Origin of the sequence: Citrobacter sp. HN-141, from assembly GCF_033341895.1 — a bacterium.
Taxonomy (GTDB): Bacteria; Pseudomonadota; Gammaproteobacteria; order Enterobacterales; family Enterobacteriaceae; genus Citrobacter.
Window position 1 is genome coordinate 267,688 of the sequence record NZ_JAWPBF010000001.1, and the last position, 12,559, is coordinate 280,246.

Here is a 12,559-nt window from a genome sequence, read left to right on the forward strand (position 1 = left end):
GGACAGGTGCGTCAAAATATGATTTATACCCGTCATACTTCACGTTGCTTACGTGTTGGCTACGCCAATTATTTTGGGTACTGAATGTAGAAAGTCAGTATAAACAGGCCTATGCTATTAGAGAAATTAATCATTTTAATTATATTAATTAGAGATAACTAATGACACTAACGCAGATCCACGCCCTGCTTGCCGTTCTTGAGTACGGAGGTTTTACCGAAGCCAGCAAGCGGCTCTATATGACCCAATCGGCAGTGAGTCAGGCTATTTCAGCGCTTGAAGAAGAGCTGGGCATCGATATTTTGATCCGTGAGCGTCGAAAAGATATTCAGCTAACGCCAGCAGGTTCCCGACTTATCCCACATCTGCGGGAGATTATCGTGCAAACGCACGCGGTCAAAGAGATTGCCGAGCAGGAGAAGCAAAACCCAATTCGTACCCTGCACATTGGCTGTTTTCCCAGCGCCTGCGCCTGCATTTTGCCCGGCATCATCCGCTACTTTGAGCACCAGCACCCTACTATCAAAATCATACCCTACGAAGAAAACAGCAACGAGATTGTGGATTCACTCCGCAATGGCAGCATTGATGCAGGCTTTGTACACTTCCCGGTCAGTAATATGTATTGCGTACCGGTCATTCGCGACAAATTTACCGTAGTGGTTCCCGAAAGCCACCCGCTGGCAACCAACACGACCGTTTCGCTGGAAGAACTGATGGGAGAGCCGCTGATTATCAGTAAAGGCCGCTATGAATTAAGCATCATGACGTTGTTTAAAGAAAAAGGGATTGAGCCAGTTATTAAATACGAATTTAACCACCCGGATACCGCAATGAGCTTTATTCGCCAGGGGCTGGGGATTGCATTATTACCGGAACTCACGCTGAAGGCAGTAGGCGGGGAAATTCGCTCAGTGGCGCTGGAGCCAACGTTTTATCGACAAATATCATTATTGGCAAAAGAGCCGCCGGTAGACGGCAGCCCTTTATTTCTACTGCAGGCATATATGGAATCGTTGACTGCTGACGGCCTCATCTAGCAATCTGCTCACGCTTCACCAATAAGGCCTGCGAAAATACGTTCATCGCAGGCCTTCTGCCGTTACTCTTTATGCAGGAATTTCACCGCTTTGTCGGGGAAGTCGGTGAACAGCCCGTCAACGCCCGCCTTGTTGTACAACACGTCATACAACTGGTTTACATCCGTTGCATAATCCGGCAGCTGATCGGCACGAACAGTATAAGGATGCACCACCATCTTGTTCTGGTGCGCGTCCTGTACCATACCCGTTAATGAGATATTGCCCTTACTGGACTTCTCATCAACCAGCATATGGTAGTCCGGCCCAATGCCGTCCGCATACTCCGCCACCTGCTTCATGGCACCCGGTTTGAACATCCAGTCGTAGTTGTAATTCACCCAACTACCGTCTGGTTTTTTCTCCTGAGTTTCATTCCAGTCAGTGTACGCAATCAACTGCACCAGATTGAGATCCATCCCCATCTTCGGTTCCAGTTCATTTTTGATGCGTTTTAACTCCGCAACATCAAAGCACTGCAGATAGACATTGTCTTGTTTACCGGTGTACCCGTACTTTTTCAGCACTTCCAGCGTCTTAGCGGCGATGTCCTTCCCTTCCTGGTGATGGAACCACGGCGCTTTCATTTCCGGGTAAATGCCGATGTTTTTGCCGGTTGAATGATTTAATCCCTGAACAAACTCAATTTCTTCTTCGAAAGTGTGCACACGGAAATCAGATTTACCCATCGGGAAACGCCCTGGATATGTCTGTACCTTTTTGCCATTTTCGATATCAAAACCTTCGGTAAATTTCAGCGATTTGATCTCATCCAGCGTAAAGTCGATGGCATAGTAACGCCCATCTTTACGCGCACGATCCGGAAAGCGCTCAGCAACATCGGTTACGCGGTCAAGATAGTGGTCATGCAGGACAACCAGATGATCATCCTTGGTCATCACCAAATCCTGCTCCAGAAAATCCGCGCCCTGAGCATAAGCCATCGCTTTCGCAGGCAGCGTGTGCTCGGGTAAATATCCGCTGGCGCCACGGTGTGCAATGACAATTTTATCTGCGGCAACCGCCGCACTGCTAACAACCATACCTGCCAGCATCAGCGCGACGCTGAGACTTTTCAATGTGGTTTTCATTCATTAGCCCCCGTTACGCTTCAGCATCATTTCTGCATGATGGCGTTTTTCACCAATCATAACGACCACCAGCAGAACCACCGCCAGTACGCTACCGCCAATCATCACCATGAAGCCGCCATCCCAGCCGAAGAAGTCAACGGTGTAACCTACAATGGCGCTCGCCGCGACAGAGCCACCCAGGTAGCCGAACAGTCCGGTGAAGCCTGCCGCCGTCCCCGCCGCTTTTTTCGGTGCCAGTTCCAGCGCATGCAGACCGATCAACATGACCGGGCCGTAGATCAGGAAGCCGATGATAATCATACAAGCCATATCCACGTTCGGATTGCCTGCCGGGTTCATCCAGTAAACGACCGTCGCGATGGTGACCAGCGTCATAAAGAACACGCCGGTGGCACCACGGTTACCGCGGAAGACTTTATCCGACATCCAGCCGCACAGCAGCGTACCTGGGATACCGGCATACTCATACAGGAAGTAAGCCCAGGACGATTTATCCAGTGCAAAATGCTTCACTTCTTTCAGATAGGTCGGTGACCAGTCCAGGATACCGTAACGCAGCAGATAGACGAACACGTTGGCGATAGCGATATACCACAACAGTTTGTTCGGCAGTACGTATTGCATGAAGATCTGCTTCGCAGTCAGCTCTTCTTCCGCTTTTTCGTTGTAATCATCCGGATAGTCGTTCTTGTACTCTTCGATTGGCGGCAGGCCACAGGACTGCGGCGTATCACGCATCATCGCAAAGGCGAACAGCGCAACGACTATCGCACCAAAGGCAGGCATGTACAGCGCCGCTTTCCAGTCGTTAAACCAGGCCATACCCAACAGGAACAGCAGCGGAGGCAGACCGCCACCGACGTTATGCGCACAGTTCCAGACGGAAACGATGCCGCCACGCTCTTTCTGCGACCACCAGTGCACCATGGTACGGCCACACGGCGGCCACCCCATCCCCTGGAACCAACCGCAGAGGAACAGCAGCACAAACATGACGGCAATGCTGGATGTCGCCCACGGCACGAAGCCCATGAACAACATCACCGCAGCAGCCAGAATCAGGCCCGCGGGCAGGAAAACGCGCGGATTCGAGCGATCCGAGACGGACCCCATGATGAATTTCGAAAATCCGTATGCAATGGAGATACCGGACAACGCAAAGCCCAGATCGCCACGAGAGAAACCCTGTTCAACCAGATACGGCATGGCCAGAGCAAAGTTCTTACGTACCAGATAGTACGCGGCATAACCGAAAAATATCCCCAGGAAAATCTGCCAGCGCAATCGACGATAAGTCGGATCGATCTCCGCTGCAGCTAAACGCGCTTTGTGTGGCGCAGGTTTAAAAATGCTCAACATATATAGTAGCCTCCGTGGCCGTCTTTCATTCGAAGGAAACACTGCAGATTGCCGTAACAACCCTACCGCTCCCAGTGTGGCCGCGATGTTAAGGAAACATTCCGGGCAATAATGTGAATTGCAGCACAGATTGTTACACATTTATGACAAATGTTCATAAAAGCGCACGGAATCACGTTTCATTTTCGAATTATGAGCGATTATGCGCGAAATCAAACAATCCATGTTTTTTATGTGGCTAAATGATAAAAAACGAACTGTGAGGAAAAACAATGAAAACTCGCGACTCGCAAACAAGTGACGTGATTATCATTGGTGGAGGAGCAACAGGTGCAGGGATCGCACGCGACTGTGCTCTGCGCGGATTGCGCGTCATCTTAGTAGAACGCCACGATATCGCGACAGGCGCAACGGGCCGTAACCACGGTCTGCTGCACAGCGGAGCACGTTACGCCGTTACTGACGCTGAATCTGCCCGCGAATGCATTAGCGAAAACCAAATTCTGAAACGTATCGCCCGCCATTGTGTTGAGCCGACGGACGGTCTGTTTATTACGCTGCCGGAAGATGAACTCTCTTTCCAGGCCACCTTTATTCGTGCCTGTGAAGACGCGGGCATCCGCGCAGAAGCGATCGATCCCCAACAGGCGCGTATTATCGAACCTTCGGTAAACCCGCAACTGATTGGCGCAGTGAAAGTACCAGACGGTACCGTTGATCCTTTCCGCTTAACCGCCGCCAACATGCTGGATGCACGAGAGCACGGTGCGATCATCTTAACAGCCCATGAAGTGACGGGGCTGATTCGTGAAGGTGCGACGGTGTGCGGGGTGAACGTACGCAACCATCTGACGGGCGAGATGCAGTCTCTGCATGCGCCGGTGGTCGTGAATGCCGCCGGGATCTGGGGGCAGCGCATTGCGGAATATGCCGATCTGAGCATCCGTATGTTCCCGGCGAAAGGTTCTCTGTTGATCATGGACCATCGTATAAATCAGCATGTTATCAACCGCTGCCGTAAGCCATCTGACGCCGATATTCTGGTGCCTGGCGATACCATTTCGCTGATCGGTACAACCTCGCAGCACATTGATTACGACGATATCGACAGCAACCGCGTCACCGCAGAAGAGGTGGATATTCTGCTGCGTGAAGGTGAGAAGCTGGCGCCAATTATGGCGAAAACTCGCATCCTGCGTGCTTACTCCGGTGTGCGTCCGCTGGTGGCCAGCGACGACGACCCGACCGGTCGTAATGTCAGCCGCGGAATTGTACTGTTCGATCATGCACAGCGCGACGGACTGGACGGATTTATCACCATTACCGGTGGCAAACTGATGACCTATCGCCTGATGGCAGAATGGGCCACCGACGCAGTGTGCCGTAAACTGGGCAATTCTCGCCCTTGTACGACCGCAGAGACAGCACTGCCGGGCTCGCAGGAGTCAACCGAACACACGCTTAAACGCGTGATCTCATTGCCTGCGCCACTGCGCGGCTCGGCGGTCTACCGTCACGGCGACCGCACCCCGGCATGGCTTAGCGAAGGCCGTCAACATCGCAGCCTGGTCTGTGAATGCGAAGCGGTCACCGCAGGTGAAGTGCAATACGCCGTCGAGAATTTAACCGTCAACAGCCTGCTCGATTTGCGTCGCCGTACCCGCGTCGGGATGGGGACGTGTCAGGGCGAATTGTGCGCCTGCCGCGCCGCAGATTTGCTACAACGTTTTAATGTCACCACCGCCGCACAATCTATCACCCAGCTTTCTGAATTCCTCAACGAACGCTGGAAAGGCGTGCAGCCTATCGCGTGGGGAGATGCACTGCGCGAAAGCGAGTTCACCCGCTGGGTTTATCAGGGATTATGCGGTCTGGAAAAGGAGCACCAGGATGAAATTTGATACCGTCATTATCGGCGGCGGTCTCGCCGGGCTGATGTGTGGCCTGCAACTGCAAAAAAGCGGGTTGCGCTGCACGATTGTTACCCGCGGCCAAAGCGCCCTGCACTTCTCCTCCGGCTCACTGGATTTGCTCAGCAACCTGCCGGATGGCCAACCGGTAACCGACATTGAAGCGGGGCTGAATGCACTGCGTACTCAGGCTCCGGGTCATCCTTATAGCACCATCGGAACTCACAACGTTCTGGAACTGGCCCAGCAGGCGCAGAATCTGTTGGAAGCGTGCGGAACACATTTGCACGGTAAGGTTCATCAGGCTCATCAACGTGTAACACCGTTGGGAACCCTGCGTTCAACCTGGCTTAGTTCAGCGGAAGTGCCGGTCTGGCCGTTATCAGCACAACGTGTCTGTGTGGTGGGAATCAGCGGCTTACTGGATTTCCAGGCGCACCTTGCCGCGGCCTCACTGCGCCAGCGTAACCTCAGCGTCGAAACAGCTGAAATCGATTTGCCAGAACTGGATGTCCTGCGTGATAACCCAACCGAATTTCGCGCCGTCAACATTGCACGTCTGTTAGATAACGAAGATAAATGGTCGCTGCTCTATGACGCCCTGCTGCCAATCGCAAAAACCTGCGACATGATAATTATGCCAGCCTGTTTCGGCCTGGCTGACGATCGGCTCTGGAAGTGGCTCAACGACCGCCTGCCCTGCTCACTGATGTTATTACCCACTTTACCGCCGTCAGTGCTGGGCATGCGCCTGCATAACAAATTGCAGCGCCAGTTTGTACGCCAGGGTGGGGTGTGGATGCCGGGCGATGAAGTGAAAAAAATCACCTGTCAGGATGGCGTTGTCAGCGAAATCTGGACCCGCAACCATGCCGATATTCCATTGCGCCCACGCTTCGCCGTGCTCGCCAGCGGTAGCTTCTTTAGCAGCGGACTGGTCGCCACGCGGGAGGCCGTTCATGAGCCGATTCTCGGTCTGGATGTACAACAAACCGCCACACGTGCGCAGTGGTATCAGCGTGACGTCTTTGATCCGCAACCGTGGCAACAGTTTGGCGTAACTACCGATGCTGAACTGCGTCCATCGCTTGCAGGAAAAACAGTAGAGAATATGTTTGCCATCGGATCGGTACTTGGCGGTTTTGACCCTATCGCCCAGGGTTGCGGAGGCGGAGTGTGCGCAGTGAGCGCTTTACACGCCGCACATCATATTGCGAAACGTGCAGGAGGCCAGCAATGAGCGACACACGTTTTGAAAGTTGTATCAAATGCACAGTGTGCACCACAGCCTGCCCGGTAAGCCGTGTCAACCCAGGGTACCCAGGTCCTAAACAAGCCGGGCCTGACGGTGAACGTCTGCGGTTGAAAGATGGTGCGTTATATGACGATGCGCTGAAATATTGCATCAACTGCAAACGCTGTGAAGTGGCCTGCCCTTCGGATGTCAAAATTGGCGATATCATTCAACGCGCACGAGCCAAATACGACACGACGCGTCCGTCGATACGTAACTTTGTCTTAAGCCATACCGATTTGATGGGCAGTGTTTCTACGCCATTCGCCCCCATCGTGAACACCGCGACTTCACTGAAACCGGTGCGTCAGCTTCTTGATTATGCACTAAAAATCGATCATCGCCGTACGCTGCCGAAGTACTCCTTCGGGACCTTCCGTCGCTGGTATCGCAGCATAGCCGCGCAACAGGCGCAGTTTCAGGATCAGGTCGCGTTTTTCCACGGTTGTTTTGTGAACTACAACCATCCGCAACTCGGTAAAGATCTGATAAAAGTGCTGAACGCGATGGGTACCGGCGTACAACTGCTGAGTAAAGAGAAATGCTGTGGCGTACCACTGATCGCCAACGGTTTCACCGATAAAGCACGTAAGCAGGCGGTAAGTAACGTGGCTTCACTGCGAGAAGCGATTGACGGAAAAGGCATCCCGGTTATTGCCACCTCTTCAACCTGTACCTTTGCGCTACGCGATGAATACCCTGAAGTGCTGGATGTCGACAACTCAGGCCTGCGCGAACATATTGAACTGGCTACACGCTGGCTGTGGCGCAAGCTGGACGAAGGGAAAACCTTACCGCTGAAAACGTTGCCGCTAAAAGTGGTCTATCACACACCCTGTCATATGGAGAAAATGGGCTGGACACTCTATACGCTGGAACTGCTGCGACAAATTCCTGGACTTGAACTGACAGTGCTGGATTCACAGTGCTGTGGGATCGCCGGAACGTACGGATTTAAAAAGGAAAACTATCCGACGTCACAGTCAATCGGCGCACCGTTATTCCGCCAGATTGAAGAAAGCGGCGCGGATATCGTCGTGACCGACTGCGAAACGTGTAAATGGCAGATTGAGATGTCTACCAGTAAGCGCTGCGAACATCCGATCACCCTGCTTGCCAAAGCGTTGGGTTAAACCTGCTGCCCGGTGTCATTTGCTACCGGGCATTTTTTGCGTAGCCCGTTCCGCTTAATTGAATACGTTGTAGTCGGGCGTATTTATCTCTGATTCACCCACGCAAAGACCCCATTTCCCGCATGCAGCGCATATTAAAAGTGGATACCGTCACGCCATCTTCTCTTTCCGGTGACGGACTACCATGGCTAAATCCACTACATCTACACCGCATGATGCCGTTTTTAAAAAGATAATGTCTTACCCTGAGATGGCTCGGGATTATCTGGATATACAGATCGCGATTTGATGGGATTAGTGGACCGCCTGGTCTCGCTATTAGTTACAAGCACCGCTAATGACAGCCAGCTACAAACGTTACTTAATTACCTGCTACGGTACGGTGACGTTTTTCACGTCAGCGAATTTATCCATGAAGTTGCCGAACGTTCCCCCCATCATAAGGAGAGGTTGATGACAATTGCAGAGAGGCTAAAACAAGAAGGTCACCACAATGGGCTACAACAAGGGATACAACAAGGATTAGCGCAAGGAGTACAGAAAGGTACGCAAGAAGAAGCCTTACGTATCGCGCGCATGATGCTGGAAAAGGGAATTGATCGTGATTTAATTCAGTTAATTACCGGGCTATTGCCTGGCGATACCACCGCATGAACCAGATTGGGAAGGCATTTAGCCTTCCCAATCAATGATTAAATCGTCAACGACTCAACCACTTCGATCCAGCCGTGTTCGCTAGCGATATCCTGATTGTTTAGCCATCGGCGCAGCATATTTAGCGCCATCATCGCGCACACTTCCTGACGAATCGCCAAGCTGTAGCGATTTGCATTCAGCCGTACGCGCAAGGCGTGTGTCCCATCAGGCGTGGCCAGTGCGAAGTTAATATGTTCGTTTTCGAAAGCCGATATCGCGAGTGCCAATCCAGCATAATGTTTGCTGCGTCGCTCGGTTATCCAGTGAGCCGTTTGCGCCAGCGTTTCTTCCTGGGGCGGAACCACTTCACTCGCCAACAGTGGCGCATTCGCACGAGAAAGCTGGAGTGCCACCAGACCACCGGTGAATTGTTCGCTCAGCGTCAGACTGTACTGGCGCTCCTGGAGCTTACGGGCAATTTGCGCAGGTAACCCTTCGGTACCTTCAAAAATCATATTCTGCCCGGCAACGCGCTTCACCTCTGGCCATAGCGCCAGCATCGCTTCACGTTGGGAATCGGGCCCGGTTAACTTCAGCTCAATAATCGGCATCGACGAGCGATATCCCATTGTCACCCCTGGCGGTAAAACCAGAGAGTCCAGGCTCTGTGCCAGATCGCTTTCAGAACGACCAAAGGTCGTTAAGCGCAGGCATAGCGGGGGCTGAGAAAGAGAAAAACGTTCACGCAGGCGCGGCAGGATCTCATGTTCAACCATGACTTTAAATTCTGACGGCACACCCGGCGTAAAGAACATCAGGCAGCGATTAAGCTTCACGGCGAACCCGCAGGCAGTTCCGACCGGATTATTGATAAACTCCGCGCTGGCCGGAAGTTCAGCCTGTTTGCGATTGCTCGGCGCCATCACGCGTCCCCGCTCACGGAAAAAACGCGTCATTTCGGCCAGCCACGCTTCATGCAGCACCAGCCCTTCACCTTTGGCGGTTGCCGCCGCCAGTGCGCTCAAATCATCGCTGGTCGGCCCTAAGCCGCCATTAACGATCAGCACATCAGCATGTTCGCTACGCTCACGCAGAATAGCGACCAAATCATTCAGATTGTCGCCTACCGTATTGCGGCGTGTTAACGGTAATCCCTGATTAAAGAAAAAATCGGCCAGCCAGGCGGCATTGGTGTCGACGATTTGTCCGTGCAACACTTCATCCCCGGTGGATAGCATCTCCACGTTTAACATCGTGTTCTCCTGCTTTTATGATGAAAACACTATAACGCATGGAGGGGGGAAGGCGCGACTGAACGCCGCGCCAGAAATGTTAGAAGCTGGCGTTAACCCCAACGTACGGGCCATCAGCAATTGCGTTATCACGGTTGCCGTCTTTACCTGCCAGGTTCAGGTAACGATAACCGGCTTCAATGCTCAGCGGACGCATAATCGTCAGACGCGCACCGGCATTTGCTTCTTCGTAGCTGTCGATACCGCTGGAGAGTGAGTCCGGGGAGTAGTAGTATTCGCCAAACAGACGGAAACTGTCGCCAATCGGCCACTGTAAACCACCACCGACAGCTGCCGCGTAGCCTTCATCACCGTCTTTCGGGTTGGTATAGATACCTTTCCCACCGACTGTTGCCAGCAGCGGACCCAGAGGGATATTCAGACCAAGGCCAAGCCCTGCAACATCACCGTCGTCATCGTTATGCATCCAGTTGCCGCTAACAGCCAGTCCGGTGGACTCAGTACCCATACCAAAGCCGAGGTTAGTGTAATCTTCGCCAGCCTGACCGCTAATGCTAATCGCATTCGCCGACGCAGAAACAAACAGCATTCCGGCAAAACCCAGTAATAAACTTTTTTTCATTTTCTATCCTTTCCAGCAAGAATCAAAACATAGCCCCAAAACCGCTGGATTGTACTGCCAGATGGCGAGGAATCAATGAGCTAAAAAAGCGATACAATGACATATTGTAACTAAATACTACCCGCAATGTTTCAGTAAGGTTAAGTTCTTACCTGAAATAGACGGTGAAAGGCACCTGATTGCCGTTTTCAACAGACAACCTTCTTTTCCCCGGCAAAGCAGGCTTAAACAGCAATGAAGCGTTTTTTCTGTCGCCTGCAAAAGGTAAGATAAGTTTACGATGGACTCCTCCGCCCTCCCCTACAAGGAACAGACTTATGCGTCAAAGAACGATTGTTTGCCCACTCATTCAAAATGAAGGCTGTTATTTATTGTGCAAAATGGCCGACGATCGCGGTGTTTTCCCTGGCCAGTGGGCGTTGTCTGGCGGCGGCGTTGAGCCAGGCGAACGTATCGAAGAAGCCTTACGTCGGGAAATCAGGGAAGAGCTGGGAGAACACCTCGAGTTATCGCAGATTACCCCCTGGACCTTCAGTGACGATATTCGAACCAAAACCTATGCTGATGGTCGCCAGGAAGAGATTTACATGATTTATCTCATCTTCGATTGTATTTCCGCCAACCGTGAAGTGAAGATTAACGAAGAGTTCCAGGATTTCGCCTGGGTTAAACCGGAAGATCTCGCCCATTACGACCTAAACGTCGCCACACGTAAAACGTTAACATTGAAAGGGTTATTGTAAGTTCACAGGGTGATAGCAGCAAAATATTGACCCTTCAGATCATGGCATTGCACTCATCATTCAGCAGCAGAGCGGCGATGCCATAGCCACGACAAAATACGCGTAAAAATCATTTATTTTCAGACAAATAAAATGTTCTCCTCCGCATTCCTCTTTATATCTCCAACCTTAAACTCTTAAGGATAAATTAACCTTCAGTCTTTAATCTTTGTGGCCTGATGAAATAATTAACGATGCCCCTGTTTATCACTAAAAATAAAACGGCGGTGGCGTTAAATGGCTGAAGGAATAATGATGTCTGACTTTTTGCCTTTCTCCCGTCCGGCAATGGGTGATGAAGAACTTGCCGCAGTTAAGGCGGTTCTGGATTCAGGGTGGATAACCACGGGTCCTAAAAATCAGCAGTTGGAAGACGCTTTCTGCCAGCTCACAGGTAACCAAAACGCTGTTGCCGTCTGTTCCGCGACGGCAGGTATGCACATTACGCTAATGGCGCTGGGTGTGGGTGAAGGCGATGAAGTGATCACCCCGTCGATGACGTGGGTATCTACACTCAACATGATTGTCCTGCTGGGCGCCACACCGGTTATGATCGATGTCGACCGCGATACGCTGATGGTGACCCCTGAACACATTGAAGCCGCTATCACCCCGCGTACCAAAGCCATTATTCCCGTGCATTATGCCGGGGCCCCCGCCGATCTTGATGCCATTTACGCCATCGGTGAACGCTACGGAATCCCTGTTATTGAAGATGCAGCGCACGCCGTCGGAACGTTATACAAGGGTCGTCATGTTGGTGCTCGTGGTACCGCAATCTTTTCCTTTCACGCGATCAAGAATGTGACCTGTGCCGAGGGTGGACTGATTGTTACTGACGACAGCCAGCTCGCTCAACGGCTTCGTAGCCTGAAATTCCACGGCCTGGGGGTAGATGCTTATGACCGTCAAACCTATGGTCGCGCGCCGCAGGCTGAAGTTCTCGCGCCGGGGTACAAGTACAACCTGACAGACATCAACGCCGCCATCGCCCTGGTGCAGTTGAACAAGCTGGATCGCCTCAACGCGCGCCGGGCGCAAATTGCGCAGCAGTATCAACAGGCGCTGGCCGATACGCCGTTTCAACCGCTCACCCTGCCCCAGTGGTCGCATGTGCACGCCTGGCATTTGTTCATCATTCGCGTGGATGAAGCCCGCTGTGGGCTGAGCAGAGATGCTCTGATGGAAGCACTAAAAGCCAGAAATATTGGCACAGGCCTGCATTTTCGCGCGGCCCACACGCAGAAATATTATCGCGAACGTTTCACCGATCTTTCTCTGCCTAATACCGAATGGAATAGCGCACGCATTTGTTCACTGCCGCTATTTCCCGACATGACCGACGATGACACACAACGCGTCATTACGGCACTTCGCCAGATTGCAGGACAATAAGC

At 52.2% G+C, this 12,559-nt stretch carries 12 protein-coding genes; 8 read left to right on the top strand and 4 right to left on the bottom strand.

The window, feature by feature from the left end:
* Positions 1-161 precede the first annotated feature (161 nt).
* Entirely contained in the window at positions 162-1,040 is an 879-nt protein-coding gene (locus RYZ59_RS01255; RefSeq protein WP_318044356.1) for a LysR family transcriptional regulator, read from the top strand.
* Positions 1,041-1,102: 62 nt separating this feature from the next.
* On the opposite strand, the gene glpQ is transcribed toward RYZ59_RS01255, so the two are convergent.
* Both glpQ and glpT read right to left on the bottom strand, forming a co-directional pair.
* The gene (glpQ, locus tag RYZ59_RS01260; RefSeq protein WP_137384133.1) at positions 1,103-2,170 is read right to left on the bottom strand and encodes a glycerophosphodiester phosphodiesterase; all 1,068 of its coding nucleotides are present in this window, start codon (positions 2,168-2,170) and stop codon (positions 1,103-1,105) included.
* A 3-nt stretch (positions 2,171-2,173) separates the two neighbouring features.
* Positions 2,174-3,532: a glycerol-3-phosphate transporter gene (glpT, locus tag RYZ59_RS01265; RefSeq protein WP_318044359.1), complete on the bottom strand. Its 1,359-nt coding sequence runs from the start codon at positions 3,530-3,532 to the stop codon at positions 2,174-2,176.
* Positions 3,533-3,804: 272 nt separating this feature from the next.
* Here glpT and glpA point away from each other — a divergent pair, with 272 nt between their 5' ends.
* From glpA to RYZ59_RS24690, 5 genes are all read left to right on the top strand, one after another.
* Positions 3,805-5,433 (top strand): anaerobic glycerol-3-phosphate dehydrogenase subunit A, encoded by a 1,629-nt coding sequence (gene glpA / locus RYZ59_RS01270; protein WP_318044361.1) that lies wholly within the window; start codon positions 3,805-3,807, stop codon positions 5,431-5,433.
* On the top strand, positions 5,423-6,682 hold the full coding sequence (gene glpB, locus RYZ59_RS01275) for a glycerol-3-phosphate dehydrogenase subunit GlpB (protein ID WP_318044363.1): 1,260 nt from the start codon (positions 5,423-5,425) through the stop codon (positions 6,680-6,682). The genes glpA and glpB overlap by 11 nt, the downstream gene beginning before the upstream one ends.
* Entirely contained in the window at positions 6,679-7,869 is a 1,191-nt protein-coding gene (gene glpC / locus RYZ59_RS01280; RefSeq protein WP_318044365.1) for an anaerobic glycerol-3-phosphate dehydrogenase subunit GlpC, read from the top strand. Before glpB ends, glpC begins: the two co-directional genes overlap by 4 nt.
* Before the next feature lie 235 nt (positions 7,870-8,104).
* Complete coding sequence (locus tag RYZ59_RS24685) at positions 8,105-8,158, top strand: hypothetical protein (RefSeq protein ID WP_411961637.1); 54 nt, start codon at positions 8,105-8,107, stop codon at positions 8,156-8,158.
* Between the two features lie 164 nt (positions 8,159-8,322).
* Positions 8,323-8,523, top strand: coding sequence for a hypothetical protein (locus tag RYZ59_RS24690; RefSeq protein WP_411961631.1), 201 nt, complete (start codon positions 8,323-8,325; stop codon positions 8,521-8,523).
* A gap of 38 nt (positions 8,524-8,561) precedes the next feature.
* Here the strand turns inward: RYZ59_RS24690 and RYZ59_RS01290 are convergent, their stop codons facing one another.
* Both RYZ59_RS01290 and RYZ59_RS01295 read right to left on the bottom strand, forming a co-directional pair.
* The gene (locus tag RYZ59_RS01290; RefSeq protein WP_318044366.1) at positions 8,562-9,758 is read right to left on the bottom strand and encodes a nicotinamide mononucleotide deamidase-related protein YfaY; all 1,197 of its coding nucleotides are present in this window, start codon (positions 9,756-9,758) and stop codon (positions 8,562-8,564) included.
* Positions 9,759-9,837: 79 nt separating this feature from the next.
* Entirely contained in the window at positions 9,838-10,380 is a 543-nt protein-coding gene (locus RYZ59_RS01295; RefSeq protein WP_202038208.1) for a YfaZ family protein, read from the bottom strand.
* Positions 10,381-10,697: 317 nt separating this feature from the next.
* Here RYZ59_RS01295 and nudI point away from each other — a divergent pair, with 317 nt between their 5' ends.
* The gene (gene nudI, locus RYZ59_RS01300; protein WP_202038207.1) at positions 10,698-11,123 is read left to right on the top strand and encodes a nucleoside triphosphatase NudI; all 426 of its coding nucleotides are present in this window, start codon (positions 10,698-10,700) and stop codon (positions 11,121-11,123) included.
* Between the two features lie 294 nt (positions 11,124-11,417).
* Positions 11,418-12,557, top strand: a complete 1,140-nt coding sequence (gene arnB, locus RYZ59_RS01305; RefSeq protein ID WP_137384269.1) for a UDP-4-amino-4-deoxy-L-arabinose aminotransferase — start codon at positions 11,418-11,420, stop codon at positions 12,555-12,557.
* Positions 12,558-12,559 lie beyond the last annotated feature (2 nt).

Coding starts and splice junctions, on each gene's coding strand:
- glpB (WP_318044363.1), top strand. CDS start 5,423: ATGAAATTTGATACCGTCATTATCGGCGGCGGTCTCGCCGGGCTGATG.
- glpT (WP_318044359.1), bottom strand. CDS start 3,532: ATGTTGAGCATTTTTAAACCTGCGCCACACAAAGCGCGTTTAGCTGCA.
- RYZ59_RS01290 (WP_318044366.1), bottom strand. CDS start 9,758: ATGTTAAACGTGGAGATGCTATCCACCGGGGATGAAGTGTTGCACGGA.
- arnB (WP_137384269.1), top strand. CDS start 11,418: ATGTCTGACTTTTTGCCTTTCTCCCGTCCGGCAATGGGTGATGAAGAA.
- RYZ59_RS01295 (WP_202038208.1), bottom strand. CDS start 10,380: ATGAAAAAAAGTTTATTACTGGGTTTTGCCGGAATGCTGTTTGTTTCT.
- RYZ59_RS01255 (WP_318044356.1), top strand. CDS start 162: ATGACACTAACGCAGATCCACGCCCTGCTTGCCGTTCTTGAGTACGGA.
- glpQ (WP_137384133.1), bottom strand. CDS start 2,170: ATGAAAACCACATTGAAAAGTCTCAGCGTCGCGCTGATGCTGGCAGGT.
- RYZ59_RS24690 (WP_411961631.1), top strand. CDS start 8,323: ATGACAATTGCAGAGAGGCTAAAACAAGAAGGTCACCACAATGGGCTA.
- nudI (WP_202038207.1), top strand. CDS start 10,698: ATGCGTCAAAGAACGATTGTTTGCCCACTCATTCAAAATGAAGGCTGT.
- glpA (WP_318044361.1), top strand. CDS start 3,805: ATGAAAACTCGCGACTCGCAAACAAGTGACGTGATTATCATTGGTGGA.
- glpC (WP_318044365.1), top strand. CDS start 6,679: ATGAGCGACACACGTTTTGAAAGTTGTATCAAATGCACAGTGTGCACC.